Here is a 21,299-nt window from a genome sequence, read left to right as displayed (position 1 = left end):
AACTACAGCATTGAAAAAATCTGAGTTTGAAGATTTTTCCATTTCCCAAAATATACCAAAAAAGCTAGAATGTAAAATTTAATTAACTGATTATTAACAATAAAAAATAAAGAGGTCAGGTTAAGAACTGCACAGAACCCTATCCCTTTTTTCTCTAGGTTCCAAGTTTATGAATCGATATTGTTTTTTTGATGTCCCTATAATTTTAAAAGAACCTCGGCGCAACACTCTGAAGCAGTCTTCTTACTCAAACCCAGTTCTTCTTTACTCCGTGCTTCCTGCCGTTTTTCGGTAAAAAAAGCCGCCATATTGCGTGAAAAATACTTTTCTGGGAGATAAGCTTTTCCAAAGTGAGTATAAGCAGGTTTTCCTTCCAATATGCCTTGATTTAATAAAGCGCCAGGTACAGCCTGGGTAACACGATCGGCTGCTGCAGACGCCTCATTACCACTGACATTCACCCGTATAAATACGTGTTTAAACTCCGCATTAGTAGCTGTTAACTCTGGTTTTTTAAGTTTTGCAAATAAGTCATCAGTCAAAATAATTTTAAATTGATTCTTACATGCATCTTGATGTTCTTTATAAACTGCAAGTAGTTCAATTAAATAAGCATCAAGATTTTCAATGCCGGGATGAAGGCCAAGACGAACATCAATATTGGGATGCTGGGGGAGTGCATCGAGTACACAATTTAAAAAAGTACTATCAACAGAAACAGGTTGGGTAGTACTGCTTACAAAAGCAAAAGATTTGTCTTCAGCAATTTGCAAGTTTTTTCTTGTTTTACCTGACCTATCTTGTTCTGCTTTTAAGATTTTTGCCAATTCTTCATCACTTGCAGCTGCTGGAGGTTTGGCTGCAAAAGCATTATCAATACTCAGATGTCCAATAATGTGCAATTTACTTTTGTCTATAACTCCAAAATCAATTGCTGCTTGGCTTAATGGCAATACCCACCGGATGTTAGATTTGTTCTTTAAAGTAGATAAATGATCCCATAACTTATGATTATCAGGCTTAAACATAAATTCATAAGCCATAAGTACAGGAATATCTTCTAGTGCTGCAGCGATTTGGAACGGAATGTTACTGCTTACCGACGGGATGCCGCAATAGACTTGATCAATCTTTTCCTTTTGTAAATATTTCATTAGGTTATCGAGCTGTTCTTTACTACAAAAACCCTCCGTTAAAGATTTGCTTTCATCGGCAAGTAGCTCTGGCAATGTTATCTTAGTCGTCTTTAATGTCGAATTAAAACTCGCTATACGATCTTGGGCTGTTTTAGTTAATGAAATTAGAAGAATCTCATGTTGACCATGAGCCTCTATCGCTTTAATCGAGCTTAATGCTAAATCCGTATCCCCAGCACTACTAATAAAAAAAGCCAATTTCATGAAATACATCCAAATTAAGTAATTAAATGGACAATGATAGCAAAAATAAAACTAAAAGTCCGTCACCTTTTTCGGCATAACGCTCAATTGCATGTTAAACGTTTCGCCAACGAATCGGCTCTCTATGTAAATTCTATTTAGATCATATTTATAATCGACTGATAAAAATATTAAAGGAGGGATTTACTATCATTTGATTTCTTTGTTAAAAAACCAAGTGCTTTTGCTATTTTCTTATTCAAAAAACGTTTGGGCAATAACCTCGGTAGTATCCAGTCGGAGAAGAGATTAGGAACTAGAACATAACGTGTTTTGGGATGAGGATGAGATAAGATCAGATATACAAGTTCTCCTACTTTTTTTGCGGGTAAAGCAGATTGAGCAACCTTATAGTAAATATAACTTTTAAATTTAAGTAGAGACTTCATATAAACTGATTGACGCAGTTTCTCCTCACTCACTTGATCCTCATTCTTATGCCAAATCTCTGTATTAACCATTCCTGGGCCAACAAGCACTACATCAATGCCGTACATCATCAATTCAATGCGTAACGTATCTGAGAATGCTTCTAAGCCATGTTTTGAAATGGAATAGGGACCAAAAAATGGTTTACAGATTTTACCCGAAACAGAACCTATATTAATGATTTTCCCTGGGGAGCCTTTCAGATTCTTATCCGCACCAAGCAAGGGTAAAAAAGCTTGGGTTACCTGAATTTGTCCAATAACATTTACCTCAAATTGACGACGAAATTCCTCAATCGGCACTTCCATTAATGGACCTACAACAGCAACCCCTGCATTATTAACCAATCCCCATAGTGTTTTTCCCTGTAATTTTTCACCTACTTCTTGTGCTGCACGTCTCACTGCAATTTCATCAGTTATATCAAAAATAAGAGGAGAAAAAAGTGGGCCGAGTTCATAAGTTACACGGAGTGCATCTTTTTGATTACGCACACTGCCGAAAACTTGAATGCCATGCACAATCAATTCCTTTGCAATGGCATATCCAATTCCTGATGAAACACCAGTAACCACTACAGATCGCATTCTAAGCTCCTTGCATACTCATCAAAATCAAATCCATTTCATCGTGTTGACAATTTCATCCCCATCCTACGTGGCGCGACTTGTGTTCGCGGCATCCAGCCTCTCTTACTCAACGGCAAATCTCTTCATATAGATCACCCATTCTGGATTAAGATCCCCAATCAAATTTAACTTCTACTGCCTGCAACAATTTTGGAAAAGTTTTTCACGCTGAGCAGCTTCTACATAGGTTTCATGAACTCCATATAATAAACCAATTTATGTAATACTTGGCTGTAAATCCTGGAATTATGTTAAATTAAATCTGAAGCTGAACCGGCATATAGTGTACCATTCTGCTAACTTGCCATAATATAGATGTAAAATGATTTCATCTCGCTTCCTTGTTTTGAGTAGCATATTGGACTCAATATGATGATATCACTTAAGTTGCGCTGATTACATAGGCAGCCAAATATAGGAACATGGCATAGATTAGAGTAATATCCTTAGGTTTATTTTTAACTTTGACCATCTCATGGATGCCGCGAACAAGTCGCGGCACGTAGGCGGTGGGGATAAATAAAAATAACTGTACTATTCATGCTCAGGATGCACCACAAAAATACCTGGTGCATTTCTTAAATATTCGTTGTAGTCCATTCCATAACCAAATATATAATGATCTTCTACTTGTAAACCTACAAAATCAGCTTTCCGCAATCCGTTAGGAACACGTTTTCGATATTTATCAACCAAAACAGCGCTGTATACCTTTTCTGCTCCCAAAGTTTTCATAGCATCAATAATAGCTGCCAATGTAACACCTCCATCCAGGATATCATCGACAACAAGAACCGTTCTTCCTTTCAAATTAGCTGACGGCTTCACTTTCCAAACAATCTCTCCACCTGTGATATCACCTCGATAACGAGTTGCGTGGACATAGTCTACTTCCAATGGAAAGTCCAAGCGGGGTAGTAAATTACCTAGAAGGACTAAGCCCCCTACCATTACACAGACAAGTACTGGATTTTGATCTTGCAATTCCTTATGTATATTAATTGCCATTCGATCAAGAGCGGCTTCAACTTCATTAGTAGTAAACAAGCAAGTTGATTTTTCGTAAACTTCTTTGATTTTATCTGGAATAGTCATTGTAAATCCTCGGGACTAAGGAGTGGGTTATAGGGGAACATTCATTTAATCTTTTATTTTTCCTGTTCCAGGAAAAGGACTAACTTTACTTCCATAGCCCGGATTATCTTTTACTTTAGCTGTTCCTTGTTTTGTGACTTCATCAATACGGTATATTGAATGCATGGGAATAAATGTCCGCTTTACTCCATTAAACTCAAGCTTTAATCGCTCTTCAGAGGGATCTACAACCAATGCAGTTTGCTCACCAAACACCAGTTCTTCAACTTCGAGAAATCCAAAAATATCACTTTCTTTGACAGAACGTGCATAAATCTCATAAATTGCTTCTTGATTGGCAAAAGTGATTCTGAATATCGTTTTTTTATTCATAAAATTAAACCTGTTCTTATGGCGAAACAAAGTATACAAAAACAATGGGTATCTATTCAAATTAAATTGGTATGAATTGCTTTATAACTCGCATTTCATGTCATAAATGCTAATCTTTAAACTATTAGGGTTTGTTGGTATTCATACCCTGTTCAAATTTAGTTAATGAGGAAATGTATCATGTCACAAAATAAACAGGAACAAGCTCCTATCCAATTAGGTAAAATGATTTTTTTTCAAAATCTGGTTCCCGGTTTGCAAGAATCTCCATTAGTTAATCGCTTTAGGTCAGAATGTCTTGATAAAGAAAATGATGAATCGCTTAAAAAGCAACGTGAAGCCTTGCTCATGGAATTCCCACCTATTCTTTCTTTTGTGAGTAAAAAACAAAAAGAGCAATTTTATGAACAGGAAGCGATGAACTGTAAACAATTTTGTTGTGGCGGAATGACACCTATTAGTTCTTCATTTGTGAGCGATATTATTTTTACACCTAAAGACGACTATGTATTTTCTCCGGGGAATGGTCAGCTTTATGAAGGAAGCCAAAAAGCGATTGGTAACACCATAAAAGAAGATATGAATCAAGAACAATTCGGCAGCCCAAGCCAAAAAGCCTTAATGGATGGCTTAGCCGGCTTTGATAAAACCGTTACCGAACGAACCCGATCATCAGCTACTGTTGAAATAGAATCTCCCTCGTTAACAGAAGTTAAAAGCCCTAATCCATTTGATATGACATTCAAACCCAAGGATCAGTAAGAACAATCGTGGGGAAAACATCCTGATTTGATGTGCTCCTCTACTTCGGTACTCGAAAATCAGGCGAGATTGACTCAAACTAGTGAATTGAAGACAAACCCTAATATCTATTATTTTTTATTTTATCGGATGAATGCAGTTCATGGCTTTGAGAAGAAAAAATAACCGGTTGCAATGGCGCTTCATAATCTTTTATTGACTCATCGGGGTTAATGTTCAGGTTGGGTTCTATAATTTGATACTTTTGGGCAATGTAACAGTAAAAACCAGAAGGAAAAGGCCAAAGCATCTTGCCTATTTCATCCAGAAAAGTAAATTTTTTAATTAATGATGAATTATTTACTGGAGGTATATAGCAAAAACTGCTAAGAGAATGCTGTCTATAACCTCTTTGCAAAAAGATTCGATTTAAATTGAAGGGAGTACGCATTTTAACCTTTTGATCACTATAGCAATGCAACAGCCCGATTTTCATTGCTCCTCCCCAAAGACTCCAGGGATTAATGCTTAACAAAATAACAAAACCCATGGGATTAAGAACGCGATCGATCTCGTCAATCAAACTAAAACTGTTAGCAAAAGGTTCCAATGTGAGGGGGGCTACAATACAATCCACACTGTTGCGATCCAGTGGAAGTTGGTTTAAAGCACATTTAATGTGAATTTTATTGGCTAAAGAAAAAGGAGATGCAATCCATTTATGGACATAATTAAATTTTTTTAACCAAATATTATCACCGCAATTACCTAATTGCAGCAGTGTCTTGCCATGTAGATTCTTGCTTTCAAGTTCAAGATTAACTAAAAATTCATGCGCAGCAAAAAGCCCCAGGGGCGATTGAAACCATTTATTCAGGGCGCGATATTGTTTTAATTGCCGTTCAATCAACAAAATAATACCTTTAAAATAGTTAATCCTGAATTAAACTACAATACAACGAGTTTCACATACATACAATCCATTTTTTGAGTTTAAATAGCTTAGAATTTCTAAATAAAAGAATTTGAGATCATTGTATTACATAAACCCCTTCGGTCTAAAATGAAAAAATAACACGATAGAAATTCTGATGTGCATAAAACACGTGATTTTATGCATTAGATTAACTATAGTTACTATTATGCTCAAAAGCTGATTGGAACTTATGTTAGGAAGCAATGAATTCAAATTACATGGGATAGGACAGTTGTTTGTTCTTGAAAAGCTTTTGGATAAAACAGAGGCGCTTGAATTCTGCAAGAATGCTTCCGCGGAAAAAATATCCTTAGTTCAATACCTTGTCAAAAATAACATTTTATCAGCCACACAAATTGCATTTACAGCAGCACATAATTTCGGCGTTCCTATGCTTGATTTGGACTGTATTGATATCGATTCCATACCTATCAATTTGGTCAATGAAAAGCTAATTCGTCGCCACTCCATGGTTCCTTTATTTTATCGTGGAAATAATTTATATCTTGCAACAGAAGACCCAAGCAAACAAGCTTCTTTAAAAGAAATCCAATTCCATACCGGACTCAATACCCATGCAATTATAGTTGAAGCAGATAAACTTAGCACATTAATTGATCATTTACTTACAGTACAAGAAACTCAGGGCTTATCTGAATTTGTTGGGGATACTACTGAATTTGATGGAATTATTATTAATGAGGAAGAAGACCATGAAACAAGTATTGCTCCCTCAATAACAGAAGATGCTCCTATAGTTAAATTCGTTAATAAAATACTTCTTGATGCGATTAAACAAGGAGCTTCAGACATCCATTTTGAACCCTATGAAAAAGAATATCGTATACGGTATCGACAAGATGGTATTTTGCATGAAATCGCAACGCCTCCTGGAAGCTTATCCACACGCATTACCGCACGAATAAAAATCATGTCCAGTCTGGATATTTCAGAAAGACGAATTCCACAAGATGGTGGTTTTAAGATGAAAATATCCAAAACCCGATCCATTGATTTTCGTGTAAGCACCTGCCCTACTACTTCAGGTGAAAAAGTCGTGATGCGGATATTAGATCCAGGTTCAGCAAAATTGGGTATTGAAGCCTTAGGTTTCAGTTCACTTCAAAAAGAACAATTTGTCCATGCAATTGAACGTCCCCAAGGAATGATCCTGGTCACTGGACCAACAGGCAGTGGTAAAACCGTGACCTTATACACTGCATTGAATATCCTCAATACTAAAGAAGTAAATATTTCCACTGCTGAAGACCCTGTTGAAATTAAAGTACCAGGAATCAATCAGGTTAATATCAATCCCAAAGCGGGACTCACTTTTTCCAATGCATTACGGTCATTTTTACGGCAAGACCCTGACATCATAATGGTTGGGGAAATACGTGATTTGGAAACAGCTGAAATAGCAGTTAAAGCCGCACAAACAGGACATTTGGTACTCTCAACGTTACATACGAATAGCGCTGCTGATACATTAAACCGTTTGGTCAATATGGGACTCGCAACCTTTAATGTCGCAAGCTCAGTAACGCTTATTATCGCACAACGCTTAGCCCGAAAACTATGTGAACATTGTAAAGTCTTAAGAGATGATTTCAACAAACCGGGTTTGTTGGAATTAGGCTTTGCAGAAGCTGATTTAAAGGAAATTAAATTATATAAAGCTGGAGGATGCGCCAAGTGTACCAATGGATACCGTGGGAGAATAGGATTGTTTGAGGTATTGCCTATGACTAAAAAACTGGGTCAAATCATCATGTCGGGAGGAAATTCTTTGGATATATTAAGAATTGCCAAAGAAGAAGGCATGATTACTATTTATCAATCGGGACTTGAGAAAGTGAAACAAGGCATTACCACTATAGAGGAAGTCAATCGGGTAACCGTTGATTAACCACGAAAAAATGAAAAAAAATGCCAATACTACTTTAACCTTTCATTACACAGGCGTTAATAAAGCGGCTCAAAAAATAAATGGGGATATTGAAGCCAGAAGTCTTGCTTTAGCTAAAGTTGAGTTGCGCAGACAAGGAATTACCGTTAATAAAATTGCTAAAAAACGTGCACCTCTTGTCAGTTTAAAGAGCAAAAAAGTGAAGTCTGGAGATATTACGGTATTTAGTCGTCAATTAGCGACAATGATTGAATCTGGGATACCTTTAGTGCAATCCTTTGATATCGTTGCGAAAGGACAATCGAATAAACGGTTTAAAGAATTAATTGAACATATTAAAAGTGATGTTGAAACAGGATTAACACTTTCTGAGGCACTGAAGAAATATCCTGCACATTTTAATGATTTATTCTGCAATTTAGTGGAAGCTGGTGAAAAATCAGGCTCTCTTGATATTATGTTGGATAAGATCGCTACGTATAAAGAAAAAATAGAAACAATAAAAAAGAAAATTAAAAAAGCTTTAACCTATCCTATGGCGGTAATGGTTGTTGCTTTCATCGTTACAATTGGCTTACTTATGTTCGTTGTCCCACAATTTGAGTCTTTATTTAAGGGCTTTGGCGCGGAGTTGCCTGCTATGACTCAAGCAGTTGTGAGTATGTCAAAATTTGTCCAATCCTATTGGTATTTAATTTTTGGAGCCTTGGCTGGTGGTATATATGCGTTTATTTATGCATTAAAACACTCGCCTCAATTTGCGCAAAGTGTTGATAAAACGTTGTTAAAACTACCTGTAATAGGTCCTATTATTGAGAAAGCTGCGATCGCTCGTTTTGCAAGGACGCTATCAATTACTTTTGCTGCTGGCTTGCCTCTAGTTGAGGCACTTAAATCTGTAGCAGGCGCTACAGGAAACATTATTTTTGCTAAAGCCACTGACACAATTAGGGAAGAGGTATCTACAGGTCAACAAATGAATAAGGCGATGGAGAATACCCAATTATTTCCAAATATGGTGGTCCAGATGGTTTCAATTGGTGAGGAATCAGGTTCATTAGAGAAAATGTTAAGTAAGGTTGCTGATTTTTATGAAGAAGATGTTGATAACGCAGTCGACTCACTCAGCAGTTTATTAGAACCTGTTATTATGAGTATTTTAGGTATCTTGGTAGGCGGACTTGTCGTTGCAATGTATCTGCCTATCTTTAAACTGGGAACGGCAATATAAATACTTACATTTTTCAGCAGGATCATTGAATGATAAACGACCTCATCACGAATCATATTTGGTTTATGTACACTGCAATCGCTCTATTTTCGCTTGCGGTGGGCAGTTTACTTAATGTTATTATTTACCGCCTGCCTATTATGTTGGAAGGAGAATGGAAGCAGCAATACAATGATTTGATTGGAATCAAGGAAGACACGCAACAACCAATTAATTTATTTTTTCCAAGATCATTTTGCCCATCGTGTAACACAACAGTTAAGGCTTGGCAAAATATTCCAATTTTAAGTTATTTGTTTTTACGTGGACGCTGCTACCAATGCAAAGCCCCTATTTCTATTCGCTATCCTTTAATTGAATTAATCACAATGCTCCTGTCATTATATGCGAGTTGGCATTTTGGTTTCACGGTACAATTGATTTTTGCGTTGATTGCGATTTGGATTTTAATTTGCTTAATTTTCATTGACTTAGATCATCAAATTTTACCTGACTGCCTCACTTTAAGTTTATTATGGATAGGCCTTATTGCAAATACCGAAAATCTCTTCACTCCTTTGCCTCAAGCGGTACTAAGTGCTGCAGGAGCTTATATGGGATTATGGATGTTTATTAAAATATTTTATTTATTCACGGGTAAAATTGGTATGGGCAATGGCGATTTTAAATTGTTTGCTGCATTTGGAGCTTGGTTTGGTTGGATATTTTTACCATTAATTCTCCTTCTTTCTTCAATTAGTGGTACAATTATTGGCCTATTGTATTTACGTTTACACGATAAATCCAAAGATACCACGATTCCTTTCGGCCCTTTTTTATGCATAAGCGGACTCATTTCTTTATTTTGGGGCCATTATATAGTGAATTGGTACTTGCGTTTTTGGATATAAATTGAACAACGGGACTCATAAATGCCCTATCAAGTTATTTTATTTGACCTCGATGATACGCTAATCGATTTTGCTTATTCCCAACGGATGGGTTTAAAAAATATTTATAAAAAATTTTACTCCACAATTGAATACGCTATTTTTGAGCAGATTTATAAGGAAATTAACAATCATCTATGGAGCCACGTTGGGGCTAAAGAAAACACACTCAGGCCTAGCGAAGTGAGATTGCTACGATTTGTGCAATTAAATCAAAAACTTTCGTGCACTGCATCTGCGGAAGAGGTAGCAAATGAGTACGATATCAACCTTTGTATCCATGCTCATTGGATACCTAATGTGAAAACCGCCATTGAATTTTTACATCAAAAAGGACATATTTTAGGTATTATTACTAATGGTTTTGTCGAAGTTCAGGGAAAAAAACAGCATCGGCTGCAGTTAAATGATTGGTTTGATTGTTATATTGTTTCTGATGAGGTCGGTGTAGCAAAACCCAATGTAGAAATTTTTAATATTGCCGTGCAGGAAATTTCGAACAGGCGCAAACAATCTATTGAGAAGCATTCGATGTTAATGGTAGGCGACTCCATTATTAATGACGGTTATGGAGCAAGAGATTTTGGCATCGATTACTGCTTTGTTAATACCCAAGCATTAAATGGTGTATCCTCAGAGACTCCTATTAAATACAGCATTAGCTCTGTTGCCCATTTACCTGCTTGCATAGGCTATAAAACTGAATACATCCATTTTTTAAAATCATACAAACGTGAAGAGGTGACTTAATCACATAATAGTAAAAAGATGGAGTTAAAAAATGGAACAATTGAACATAGAGCAAATTAGAAATGAAACTCCTGGATGCGAGCATGTTTTGCATTTTAATAATGCAGGAGCCGCATTACCTCCCCTACCCGTTCTCCAAGCAATGAAAAATCATCTTGATTTAGAAGCTGCAATTGGAGGGTATGAAGCAGCGCAATACGCTTTAGATAAAACACAGAAATTTTATGAAACTGCCGCACATTTGATTCATTGCCTGCCAGAAGAAATCGCTTTTCTTGAAAATGCAACTCGGGCATGGGATATGGCTTTTTACAGTTTTAAATTTAATCCAGGAGATAAAATACTTACGTGCATTTCCGAATATGCAAGCAATTATTTAGCCTTTTTACATCGGGCAAAGCATACAGGGGTTACCATTGAAATAATTCAAAATGACCCGTCTGGCCAACTGGATCTGGAAGATCTCAAAAGAAAAATAGATCATCATGTCAAATTAATTGCCATAACCCACATACCAACGCAAGGAGGTTTAATTAATCCTGCCGTAGAGGTAGGTAAAATAGCCAATGCCCACCACATTCCTTATCTTCTTGATACTACGCAATCTTTAGGACAACTACCCGTTAATGTACAGGAAATAGGCTGTGATTTTCTATGTGCAACCGGTCGAAAATTTTTGCGTGGTCCTAGAGGGACTGGCTTTTTATATGCAAAAAAAGAAATTTTAGAACGCTGCGATCCTCCCTTTATTGATTTACACTCTGCGCGGTGGGTGGCGGATAATGACTATATAATAAGACCTGATGCATTACGATTTGAAACATGGGAACAAAATATTGCAGCAAAAATTGGGCTTGGAACTGCTATTGAATATGCTTTAGAACTTGGCTTACCTTTAATTTGGCAACGCATCAACTATTTGGCAACTCAACTACGCCAAAACTTGTGTACCATTAATTCAATAAAATTACATGACTTGGGTACGCATCAATGCGGTATCGTCACGTTTACCTCTTTGGCAAAAGAACCACATGAAATTCAAAAACACTTAGCCAGCAAACACATTAATATTTCAGTATCGTTGCAAGAATATGCCCGACTTGATCTGGCGAAAAGAAATTTACCTGCTTTGGTGCGTGCCTCAGTACACTATTACAATACTGAAACTGAAATTGATATTTTTTGCTTAGAGCTTCGCAAGTTCTTGAGCTCATAGCAAAAATACTTAGCTCTCACGCTTAATACTTTAAAATATTGGTAAATATTAATTTCAGCATTTACAATCTAAATATAATTGAAACAAAATAAAGAATGTTTTTATTTAGCTCACATTAAGCTAAAGGATTGATATGGAAATTAGTTTAATCGTATTTGCTGCGCCTATATTTTTGATTTTAATAGGTATTGAATGGACCTTTGCCTATTATAAAAAATCAAATGTATATCAATTCAATGATTCTATTAATAATTTCACTACGGGTATATTTGAGGAAATTGCCGCTCTGCCGGTAAGAGGGCTAATAATATTCGGGTATTATTATTTATACGAGCACTTCGCTTTTTTTTCTATTAACCCTCATTCGATTAGTTCCTGGCTTATGCTGTGGCTTAGTGCTGATTTTTGTTATTACTGGTATCATCGGGCAAGTCACCGGTGTAATTTTTTTTGGATAGGACATTCTGTTCATCACCAAAGTGAATGTTTTAATCTATCGGTCGCATTAAGACAGGGGTATTGGCAAACGCTAACGTCTTGGATTTTTTATCTGCCCCTGGCCTTAATTGGTTTTCCAACTTGGATGTTTGTCATAGTTTCCTCGTTAAATACTATTTATCAATTTTGGATCCATACCGAATCGATTAACCGAATGGGATGGTTTGAAAAAATATTTAACACACCTTCTCATCATAGAGTACATCACGGTAAAAACCCACAATATATAGATAAAAACTACGCAGGAAGTTTAATTATTTGGGATAAACTTTTTGGAACCTTCGAACCAGAAAATGCTCCTGTAGAATACGGAGTAACCGAGCCCTTAGACTCATGGAATCCCTTTTATGCCAATATTAAAGTGATTAAAGATGTAGTGTATTATGGAAAAAATCTAAAGAAACTGGATGTAATTAAAGCGTTTTTTATGCCTCCAGAATGGATAATTCATCATCTGCAAAACCAAAATCAACACCTCCCAAAAAGAATTGTTAATGCCAAAAACAGAACATCTCCTAAGCTCTATATGCTATTAAACATAGCACTTGCAATCAGTTTATATGCTTATCTCTCATTTACATTCACATCAAGCGCTTTAAGTTCTTGGTTTATTGGAGTATTTATTCTATTTACTCTTTATATACTTGGCTCAATCGCCAATGGCAAACAGAAAATCTTAATTCCTGAGTTGATACGCTCAATTTTAGCCTTATCTATTCTTATCCTGTTAGGAAGTAATTTGTTTTTTTCTTTGGGTTTGACGCTATTATTTTTACTGGTTAATCTTTACTTGTTTCATTATAAATTTCTCAAGAATCAACCGCATATTTCCTCTATATCAGCTTAAATAAAGACTAATTCGCTTGAATCAACCCGGGTTCGGGTTTTATATACTATACTAAAAACAGATAATAAATTATTTAACTTTTCGTTTTCCCTGCGGTCAATTCGTAGTTCGACGTAGTGATTATGAAGTACTTTTCTGCTTGGTAAAGTACTTTATTTACGAAGAAAAACTAATACAACTATTATTTTGGGAGACCTTTATGAGAGTTGGCGAATACTGTAACCGGAATGTAGTTGTTATCAACGGCAATGAATCAGTAAAAAATGCTGCAGAACTCATGCGCTCCTATCATGTTGGTGACTTGATTTTACTTGAAGAACAAAAGAACAAAAAAGTACCCATAGGCATCGTTACTGATCGTGATTTGGTTATTGAAGTCATGGCAGCAGGAGTGAAGCCTGACTCATTGTTAGTCCGAGATATTCTCACAGAACCTTTTACCTATGTCTATGAAAATGACAGTCTTTTTGATGCGCTTGAAATGATGCATTCAAAAAAAATCCGCCGCTTACCAGTTGTTGATAATGATAAAACCCTCATAGGTATAATTACTCTGGATGATTTTATTGAAATTCTGGCTGAAACAATGGTCAACGTAGTTGATGTGGTTAAGCTTCAACAAAAAAAAGAAGCAAGACAAAGAACATAGCTTTAAAAACGATATTGATGTATACGATATAAGGAGCACACAATGAAGAATTCAGTACATTTTCCTATACAAATAGTATTTAATAATCTAAGGCACTCTCAAGCTATTGAGGATAATGCACGCAAACATGCCGAAAAATTAGGGAAGTATTTTGATGGAATTATAAATTGTAATGTAAGTATTGAAACACATAAGCATCATAATAAAGGGAAAATTTATCATGTACGTATTGATCTTATGGTTCCCAATGCAGAGTTGGTAGTCAATCGAGATCTTGCAGAAAATCATGCTCATGAAGACGTATATGTTGCAATAAGAGATAAATTTCTTGCTATGACACGTCAACTTAAAAAATACGTTCATAAACAACGGGGTGAAGTAAAACATCACGAACAACCTCCTGAGGGATTTATTCGCGAAATCGCCCCTATTGCTGACTATGGTTTTATTGAAACAATTGATGGTCGAAGACTTCGTTTTACCAGTAAAAGTGTCATCGACTATGATTTTAATAAATTGGAGGTTGGAAAAAGAGTTTCTTTTGTTGAAGCAAAAAGTAATGATGGCCCGGCCGCAAGTACTGTGTATGTAGAATAAATAACGTTTGATGAAAAAGACTCATTGTCTTTTTCATCAGCATCGTATCTGATAGATCTTTAATTCATCCTATCTAAATTTTAAAATCCTCCCTGTAGGGATATACTGGTTACATCGAATAAGAAATAAAGCGAAAATTTAATATGTCATTCATCCAATTATCAAGGCATGGAACAACTCCTTTTGAACGTCTTTTGGGGCACGCTCCTGAGATACTGAATCAATGGGAGAAATTGGAGGCCGCTTTTTGTCAAAGTAAGACATTCGAAGCTGATTTTTTAGAGCAAGTGAGACGGGTCCTAGCCTTTAATAATCAATGTCATTATTGTATGGCAAAGGCGGGACCACCTGATCAAAACCCAAAAGGTGAGCGCCTCATTGAAGCATTAAGGTTTGCAAATCTATTTTCAATAGCTCATGAGTCTGTCGATAAAAACGAGATAACACGATTAAAAAATTTTTTTTCTGAAGCTGAAATTGCGGAATTAATCGCTTTTTGCAGTTTCATTTCTGCCGCCCAAAAATTGGGCGCAGCCTTAGGTCTTCAGGCCATGACCTATTATGGAGAACTCTGATAATAAACAATTAAAAAACATATAATTAGTTAGTTTATGGCATGTATTATAGCAGAAAAGTAGGCTGGTTGTTCAGATCTTGGATACCAAGCTAATGAAATAGGATTAAGGTACGATTTACCCTCATTAATAACAAGTAGCTCCCCTGACTTAATATAGGAAGCAGCAAACTCTTTGGAAAGAACACCATAACCCAATTCATTAATAAATAATTGCGCAATACTTTCTGTATTATTGATAAAATGTCGCTCTGTTTGAATGTATTTTAATAATTTATATTTTTTCAAATAAGAAAAAGTCATTTGGTCGTCTTGTCCGAAATCAATTATTTTTTCATTCGAGATTATATCAATTAACTTACGATGCTCCCATTGCACCGAGCAGACCAATAAATAGTGTTCTGGTTGTAACGGTTTGCTTACCATTTCCTGGGTCACTTGTTCTGGGGATAAAATAACTAGATCAAAGGCTCCAGACTTGAGCTGATGACTTATATCCATATGGTCATCAATTAGAAATGTCATATGTAACTTAGGAAATTCTTTCATTATTTCCTTACATTGAGGAATAATGCGTGAGCGCATTACACTTGCTGGACCTGCAATTTTGATCCGCAAATTCGATAAAGTTCCAGCTCCCTGAATACTTGTTAATACAGCACTGCTCATTTCTGTTACACGTTGACAATAACGATGCAACTGCTCTCCCTCTGCAGTTAATAGCATACCGCGTCGACTACGAATAAATAATGTGGTCTTTAGCTTTTGCTCTAACTGACGTAACCGCTGAGTGACTGCTGTTTGGGTTAGAAAAAGCGATTCTGCAGCAGCATGCACTGTACCCTCACGAACAATTGCTTCAAAAGCTACTAATTGCGGATCAAGTAATATCAAAATTATTTATCAATTTATTAAAATAATGAATTATACATATCAAAAAACTCAAATTACAATAACGGCTTAAACTAGTGGAGATTTAAAATGCCTCAATTGAGCTATGCTACGTGTTATGATTATGAAAAGGCTAAAGCTGTAATTTTTGGTGTCAATACCCAAAGCGCTGGGACCGCCCCTACCTTTTCCGGTACATCAACTCAAGACGAATTTTCAGCAGATTTTATTCGTAGAGTGGATAATCGCTTGTACTCCTTTCCAGAAAATTTCAAACCAGGAGATGAACTGTTGGATGCAGGAAATCTGGAAGTAGCAAACCATAACTTAGCAAATGAAATAGAAATTGTATCAACCCATTTTTATAAATTAATAAAAAACAACAAAAAACCCATTTGTCTGGGTGGCGATCATGTAATTAAATATGCTGCACTCAAAGCCTTAGATCAAGCAATACCTGGTGAGTATGGGGTAATCTATCTTGATGCGCATCCTGATTGTGAAGCGCAAGACATACTCTCATACAGCTCTATATTACATCATGGTTTCCTACTGCCCTCATTAATTCCTCGTCAAATTATGTTATTGGGTATCCGGCAATTTACTGAAAGTGAGGTGTCTGGGTTATCCCGTTATCATCCCGACATAGGTATTATCATGGGGAGCGAATTTTGCAATACCAATATGGAAATAATGGCTCAAAAAATTATCACTCAATTTTATGGACTTAAATACCTCTATTTTTCTATTGATCTTGATGGGTTAAATCCTGCATGTGCACCCGCAGTAGAAAGTCCTTATCCTGGAGGTCCTGATGTTAATCAGATCATTTGCTTACTGCATCTCCTCCAGCACCATTTTACTTTTATTGGAATGGATATAAGTGAACTGATTCCATCGCTGGATCGCAGTCATAGCACGGCATTATCAGCAGCACGAATCTTAAAGGAATTTTATAGTGTTATTTAGAACATACCACCATCGATTCCAAGCACTTTTCCAGTAATGTAAGATGCCTTATCTGAAGCCAAAAAGACAATGCTTTGAGCCACTTCTTCAGGATGACCTGCCCGTTTTAAAGGCACCATTTCAAGAAAAGCGGCTTTATTTTCCTCAGTGCCTGTAAAACGCTCGAACATATCCGTACTAATTGGACCAGGAGCTACTGCGTTGACTCGAACATTGCCTGCAGCTGCTTCGAGCGCAGCAACTTTTGTAAATCCTTCAACCGCATGTTTCGAGGCACAATAAATTGATGCCCCAGGCACCCCCTTTTGACCGGCGATGGATGAGAGATTAATGATACATCCAGAGCCTTGCGACATCATCGCTTTGAGCTCATACTTAATGCATAAAAAAACGCCAAATACATTTGTATCAAAAATGGAATGATAATTTTCTATGGTCTGCTCTATAAATGGCCCAGTTATTCCTTCTGTTCCTGCATTATTAACAGCTACATCCAAATGACCAAAACGTTTTACTGTGTCATCTATAAGCGCTTTCACTTCATCATCGTAACGTACATCAGTCCGAATAAATACCACATCTACGCCAAGCGTGCGCAGTTCCTTTGCTAAAGACTCCCCAACTTCTTGTTTACGTCCAGAAATTACAATATTTGCACCTTCATGGGCAAAAGCAAAAGCAACTGCTTTACCAATTCCAGTAAGAGCCCCTGTAATAAGAACAGTCTTTTTTTCCATTATTAATTCCCTTTATTGGTCAGCATTATAATTTTATTCAGTATAGTACAAACTCTATTTACCATACTATTATTTTTAACTGCATAGGACTCGTTTCCCATGAGCTCATAATGGTAAGATCGCCTCTTTTAACAAAATTTAGGCATCCGAACTTATGGAAAAAAAAATTGCTGCTGTGTATGTGTCCAAACCTGAGTTTCTTTCCCTTCTTTCAGAAGAATTGGACGATGTTTTATATAAAACAGAAGATTTAATTTTTTCATCCCATAAAAGACTGGATGTATGCTTTGCACAAGATATTTGGTTAGAACCACAAAAAGTAAGTTTTCAATCCATTTCAGAAGCAGTAAGAATTTTGCGCCAAGCTGGGAAATTCTGGTACTTACATCCTATTTCTCATATAAGACGTTCTCGATTAATCGAAGAGCAATTGCGTAAGCTTCCCCCGCTCGAACGTCATTTTCCTTTTGAGTCTGAAATTCCGTCAATAGGTGCCTTTGCTCTGTTAGATAATAATACATTGATTTATAGTGTAAAACGTCAGAAAAAATGGCCTCAAGGAAAATGCTATTTTATCGAAGATAAAATAAATCCTCCCAATCGGGCTTACTTAAAACTTTGGGAGGCGCTCACGCTTTTAGGAAAATATCCCAAACCAGGCGATGAAGCCCTGGATTTAGGGGCTTCACCAGGAGGATGGACTTATGTTATGCACTCATTAGGCGCGTCCGTAACTGCTGTTGATAAAGCGTTATTAGATCCTAAAATTGCACAATTACCCCGCGTTACTTCCTTGCAACAAAGTGCTTTTGCTCTCGAACCAGCGCAATTGGAACAAAACTATGATTGGGTTTTATCTGATGTAGCCTGCTATCCCGATCGCGCTTATGCACTCATTATGAAATGGATAGAGTCTGGGAAGGCAAAACAAATGATTTTTACCATAAAATTGCAAGGTAAAATTGAGTTATCTACACTAAAGCAATTTCAAAAAATACCCAACTCTTTTCTCACCAACATGTTTTATAACAAACATGAGGCAACATTTGTTTATCCTTTCGTGCAGGCTCATGAAGAGTCACATGTGGTCATTAAGTGAAACTGGGGCAGAGATACCTTCCTTAACTGGCCTGTTTCCCTGCACCTAAAATAATGAGTTATTTATACACTATAAACGACAGTTTTTTTTGATTCCTGCAAACTCTCAACAGTCTCAGCAACTTTTTCCAAATCTTTACCTGGATCAACATAGCTAAAATGGGGATGGTCATATGCCTTGATAGTATTTAAAAAAGAAATAACATGATCCTCTTTATCTATTTTAAGTTTTTTCAATGCATACTTGAGTGTATCAGGATGCTCTGTACATTTTGAAGACATTGATGGGGCAAATAAAATTTGTTCACTCTCACTCCACTTATCATCACTAATAACTGCAGTTTCTGGAATTAACTTTGGGAGTTGTGACAAAATATAATATAAATGAGAGTAATTTGTGTGCGACACTAGAACAAATTTAACACCATCATGTTCCTCTAAAAATCCTTTAAACTTTGCTACTCGATCTAAGGATGCTTTATCCAGAGTGCACATGGAGTTAAAAATCTTACTGAATTCAGTAAATGTCATATTCACTTGAAAATGTTCATTGAATTTATCACAAAATTGCTTGAGGGTTATTTCTCCCACTCTTAAAGGCGCCAAATTATCAGCCATCCATTTCCAAACAATCTCACCAGAAACATCTTCTTTTTTCTGTGTTTTAAACCATTCCTGAAATCCTAACTTTAACAAATCCAGTTTTGAAGAAATGAATTGCCCTAAAGAAAATACTGCAATAATCATAGTTACTCCGCCAATTTTTAAGACAGGAGATGATTTATCACAAGTGAGTAATGAACACAATAAACTTTACTGCTAAGACATATTAACACCAATATAGACAGCACATTGTTCTTGCCCCAAATACACTTCAAAATCTGTCTCATATACCCTGGAAATATCGGATTGAGTATCAAAAAAATGCCAAATTGCTTGCCAGGTTTCGATGATTGCTTTGGGCATTGGACCTGAGTTTTTAAAAACAAGATAATTCCCTTTATTTATAATGACAGTATAAAAAGAATTTATTATTTCCGAATTCCTAGTCTCAATTCCAGCAGTTACGGTATAAAACCCTTTAGTATTTGATTCATAATTAGAATATACCCCATAGATCGGTGAATCAGGTTTGTTCATGGCTATTTGTGAAGCATAAAATTTTTGCCAAAGAGTTGGTAATTTTGCTGTTTGAGGATTAAATTCATTGGCATTTTTGGTTCGTTCGCATAATCCTGATACTTGAAACACTTCGACTTTAATAAGTTCTGGTGTAATTTGCATTATAATACTCTCTCTTGTTAGGTTATAACCATTGAGTCTGCATGGCAGACTATAATTAACTTATCGTGTTCACTCATCTGAATTAATCCATACCGCAATTGATAACCCCAATTTTTATTATTTCTGGTGAAATCAAGATAATTGAGTAAAGGAGCAATGGGTATTTCAAGCGCTTTAGCCCAATGTACATGGCGCCGGAAAGGACGAAAATCTGGATTCGTTGTGACTTGATATGGCTCACCAGGGCTAACAATTCCTATAGCTGTAAACGAGCGCAAAGTGTCTTTGCCCTGAAAACTGGTTGTTGGTGAGTAATAAATAATAACGTCATTTGGTTTTATTCGCTTTAATGGCGCAAGCTTGCCATGACAAACTTGCATAACACCTATGTATTTGCCTAAACGAACATGTTCTACACAAGCTACAGCGAGCCAATTTTTACTCATCATTCTTTATCAATTCATTAAATGAGTTACAAGTTTAATCCAGCTTAGTGACAGTTTCTGTCAGTAGAGGGAGTATCACATGCTGATTTCTTCAATGAGTTTTAATGAATCGGATGAAAGTTCAAATGAATCCAAATCTAAATCTTCTTTCATATGCTGCTGATTGCTTGTACCCGTCAAAGGCACTATCCCAATTTGCAATGCAAATCGAAAAATAATTTGGGGTATTGATTTCTTATATTGTTTAGCCAGTTCATAAATCGTGTTAGACAGTAAATAAGATTGATTTGCTGTCAATAAGGAAAATCCCTGATAAAGTATGTCATGCTTTTTGCAAAATAATCGGATTGAGTAATCCCAGTGACTGCTTGCAAAACATCGATTTTGCACCAGTGAGGGCTTGATAACAGCTGCATTATAAAGAGTTTCCAATTGTTTCAGATCCACATTTGAAATACCAAGCAACCTGATTTTTCCTTCATAATACAACTGCTCCATAGCGTTCCAAATATCTAAATCATCTTGTACAAACCCAGAATTATAGGTGGGTCCATGGAGAATATACGAATCAATATAATCTGTTTGCAAGTGCTCTAAAGAACTTAAAAACGACTGTCTCACCTGATTTTCATAAGAAGCTTTTTCATCGTAAGGTTTGTTGTGATCTTGACTATGAGCTGGAGTAAACTTTGTTTGCAAAAATAAATCACTACGACTTTTCCCTGTATTTTTTAAGAATTGCTGGATCCCAAGTCCAACACCCTCTTCAAAATAATGTTTCAGTTGATTTGCTGTATCAATTCCAATAAATCCGTTTTCCAATGCCTGAAGAGTTAGTATTTGGGTTTTCTCTTTTTTCCAGGCAGTACCATATATAAAAGGTGGAACGCTAACATGATTCAGGTTATGTTTAAATGCTTCAAGCATGATATTGGCCAATAAATGTATGATGATAAGAATAGTTTTATAGTATTCTTTTACAAATAAATCAAT

At 36.2% G+C, this 21,299-nt stretch carries 23 protein-coding genes; 12 read left to right on the top strand and 11 right to left on the bottom strand.

Annotated elements, in window-relative coordinates; translation table 11 throughout:
* Positions 1–197 precede the first annotated feature (197 nt).
* The 4 genes from LXO92_RS11050 to LXO92_RS11035 all read right to left on the bottom strand — a co-directional run bounded on the left by LXO92_RS11050 (position 198) and on the right by LXO92_RS11035 (position 3,964).
* The gene (locus tag LXO92_RS11050) at positions 198–1,400 is read right to left on the bottom strand and encodes a hypothetical protein (RefSeq protein ID WP_232890978.1); all 1,203 of its coding nucleotides are present in this window, start codon (positions 1,398–1,400) and stop codon (positions 198–200) included.
* Positions 1,401–1,570: 170 nt separating this feature from the next.
* Complete coding sequence (locus LXO92_RS11045; protein ID WP_182349647.1) at positions 1,571–2,455, bottom strand: SDR family oxidoreductase; 885 nt, start codon at positions 2,453–2,455, stop codon at positions 1,571–1,573.
* A 576-nt stretch (positions 2,456–3,031) separates the two neighbouring features.
* Complete coding sequence (locus LXO92_RS11040; protein ID WP_182349646.1) at positions 3,032–3,592, bottom strand: hypoxanthine-guanine phosphoribosyltransferase; 561 nt, start codon at positions 3,590–3,592, stop codon at positions 3,032–3,034.
* Between the two features lie 45 nt (positions 3,593–3,637).
* Positions 3,638–3,964 carry a DUF1820 family protein gene (locus tag LXO92_RS11035; protein ID WP_182349645.1) on the bottom strand — a complete coding sequence of 109 codons (327 nt, stop codon included), beginning with the start codon at positions 3,962–3,964 and terminating at the stop codon, positions 3,638–3,640.
* Positions 3,965–4,144: 180 nt separating this feature from the next.
* Here LXO92_RS11035 and LXO92_RS11030 point away from each other — a divergent pair, with 180 nt between their 5' ends.
* The gene (locus tag LXO92_RS11030) at positions 4,145–4,726 is read left to right on the top strand and encodes a hypothetical protein (protein WP_182349644.1); all 582 of its coding nucleotides are present in this window, start codon (positions 4,145–4,147) and stop codon (positions 4,724–4,726) included.
* Between the two features lie 100 nt (positions 4,727–4,826).
* Here LXO92_RS11030 and LXO92_RS11025 read toward each other — a convergent pair whose 3' ends face one another.
* Entirely contained in the window at positions 4,827–5,618 is a 792-nt protein-coding gene (locus LXO92_RS11025) for a methyltransferase domain-containing protein (RefSeq protein ID WP_182349643.1), read from the bottom strand.
* Positions 5,619–5,871: 253 nt separating this feature from the next.
* Here LXO92_RS11025 and pilB point away from each other — a divergent pair, with 253 nt between their 5' ends.
* The 9 genes from pilB to LXO92_RS10980 all read left to right on the top strand — a co-directional run bounded on the left by pilB (position 5,872) and on the right by LXO92_RS10980 (position 14,882).
* Positions 5,872–7,590 carry a type IV-A pilus assembly ATPase PilB gene (pilB, locus tag LXO92_RS11020; RefSeq protein ID WP_182349642.1) on the top strand — a complete coding sequence of 573 codons (1,719 nt, stop codon included), beginning with the start codon at positions 5,872–5,874 and terminating at the stop codon, positions 7,588–7,590.
* A gap of 10 nt (positions 7,591–7,600) precedes the next feature.
* Positions 7,601–8,821 (top strand): type II secretion system F family protein, encoded by a 1,221-nt coding sequence (locus LXO92_RS11015; protein WP_182349641.1) that lies wholly within the window; start codon positions 7,601–7,603, stop codon positions 8,819–8,821.
* Between the two features lie 29 nt (positions 8,822–8,850).
* Positions 8,851–9,711 (top strand): prepilin peptidase, encoded by an 861-nt coding sequence (locus tag LXO92_RS11010; protein WP_182349640.1) that lies wholly within the window; start codon positions 8,851–8,853, stop codon positions 9,709–9,711.
* A 21-nt stretch (positions 9,712–9,732) separates the two neighbouring features.
* The gene (locus LXO92_RS11005; protein WP_182349639.1) at positions 9,733–10,500 is read left to right on the top strand and encodes an HAD family hydrolase; all 768 of its coding nucleotides are present in this window, start codon (positions 9,733–9,735) and stop codon (positions 10,498–10,500) included.
* Between the two features lie 31 nt (positions 10,501–10,531).
* Complete coding sequence (locus LXO92_RS11000; RefSeq protein ID WP_182349638.1) at positions 10,532–11,716, top strand: aminotransferase class V-fold PLP-dependent enzyme; 1,185 nt, start codon at positions 10,532–10,534, stop codon at positions 11,714–11,716.
* Positions 11,717–11,849: 133 nt separating this feature from the next.
* Entirely contained in the window at positions 11,850–13,061 is a 1,212-nt protein-coding gene (locus LXO92_RS10995) for a sterol desaturase family protein (protein WP_182349637.1), read from the top strand.
* A gap of 199 nt (positions 13,062–13,260) precedes the next feature.
* Positions 13,261–13,710, top strand: a complete 450-nt coding sequence (locus LXO92_RS10990; RefSeq protein WP_182349636.1) for a CBS domain-containing protein — start codon at positions 13,261–13,263, stop codon at positions 13,708–13,710.
* A 42-nt stretch (positions 13,711–13,752) separates the two neighbouring features.
* Complete coding sequence (locus LXO92_RS10985; protein WP_182349635.1) at positions 13,753–14,307, top strand: HPF/RaiA family ribosome-associated protein; 555 nt, start codon at positions 13,753–13,755, stop codon at positions 14,305–14,307.
* Between the two features lie 143 nt (positions 14,308–14,450).
* Entirely contained in the window at positions 14,451–14,882 is a 432-nt protein-coding gene (locus LXO92_RS10980; RefSeq protein WP_182349634.1) for a carboxymuconolactone decarboxylase family protein, read from the top strand.
* A 29-nt stretch (positions 14,883–14,911) separates the two neighbouring features.
* On the opposite strand, the gene LXO92_RS10975 is transcribed toward LXO92_RS10980, so the two are convergent.
* Positions 14,912–15,775, bottom strand: a complete 864-nt coding sequence (locus LXO92_RS10975) for a LysR family transcriptional regulator (protein WP_182349633.1) — start codon at positions 15,773–15,775, stop codon at positions 14,912–14,914.
* Between the two features lie 87 nt (positions 15,776–15,862).
* On the opposite strand from LXO92_RS10975, the gene LXO92_RS10970 reads away from it, so the two are divergent.
* Positions 15,863–16,741 carry an arginase family protein gene (locus LXO92_RS10970; RefSeq protein WP_232890977.1) on the top strand — a complete coding sequence of 293 codons (879 nt, stop codon included), beginning with the start codon at positions 15,863–15,865 and terminating at the stop codon, positions 16,739–16,741.
* Here LXO92_RS10970 and LXO92_RS10965 read toward each other — a convergent pair.
* The gene (locus LXO92_RS10965) at positions 16,738–17,478 is read right to left on the bottom strand and encodes an SDR family NAD(P)-dependent oxidoreductase (protein WP_182349631.1); all 741 of its coding nucleotides are present in this window, start codon (positions 17,476–17,478) and stop codon (positions 16,738–16,740) included. The two genes, LXO92_RS10970 and LXO92_RS10965, sit on opposite strands and share 4 nt — an antisense overlap.
* A 154-nt stretch (positions 17,479–17,632) precedes the next feature.
* On the opposite strand from LXO92_RS10965, the gene LXO92_RS10960 reads away from it, so the two are divergent.
* Positions 17,633–18,577, top strand: a complete 945-nt coding sequence (locus LXO92_RS10960) for an SAM-dependent methyltransferase (RefSeq protein ID WP_182349630.1) — start codon at positions 17,633–17,635, stop codon at positions 18,575–18,577.
* A 62-nt stretch (positions 18,578–18,639) separates the two neighbouring features.
* On the opposite strand, the gene LXO92_RS10955 is transcribed toward LXO92_RS10960, so the two are convergent.
* From LXO92_RS10955 to LXO92_RS10940, 4 genes are all read right to left on the bottom strand, one after another.
* Positions 18,640–19,323, bottom strand: coding sequence for a hypothetical protein (locus tag LXO92_RS10955; RefSeq protein WP_182349629.1), 684 nt, complete (start codon positions 19,321–19,323; stop codon positions 18,640–18,642).
* Positions 19,324–19,395: 72 nt separating this feature from the next.
* Positions 19,396–19,860, bottom strand: coding sequence for a GyrI-like domain-containing protein (locus LXO92_RS10950; RefSeq protein WP_232890976.1), 465 nt, complete (start codon positions 19,858–19,860; stop codon positions 19,396–19,398).
* A 17-nt stretch (positions 19,861–19,877) separates the two neighbouring features.
* On the bottom strand, positions 19,878–20,309 hold the full coding sequence (locus LXO92_RS10945) for an EVE domain-containing protein (protein ID WP_232890975.1): 432 nt from the start codon (positions 20,307–20,309) through the stop codon (positions 19,878–19,880).
* Positions 20,310–20,381: 72 nt separating this feature from the next.
* Positions 20,382–21,233, bottom strand: coding sequence for an aldo/keto reductase family protein (locus LXO92_RS10940; RefSeq protein ID WP_182349627.1), 852 nt, complete (start codon positions 21,231–21,233; stop codon positions 20,382–20,384).
* Between the last annotated feature and the right edge of the window lie 66 nt (positions 21,234–21,299).

The sequence above is a fragment of the Legionella resiliens genome (genome assembly GCF_021344005.1).
GTDB lineage: Bacteria > Pseudomonadota > Gammaproteobacteria > Legionellales > Legionellaceae > Legionella > Legionella resiliens.
The sequence above is the reverse complement of the archived record's forward strand: the minus strand, read 5'-3'. Positions and strand labels throughout refer to the sequence as shown.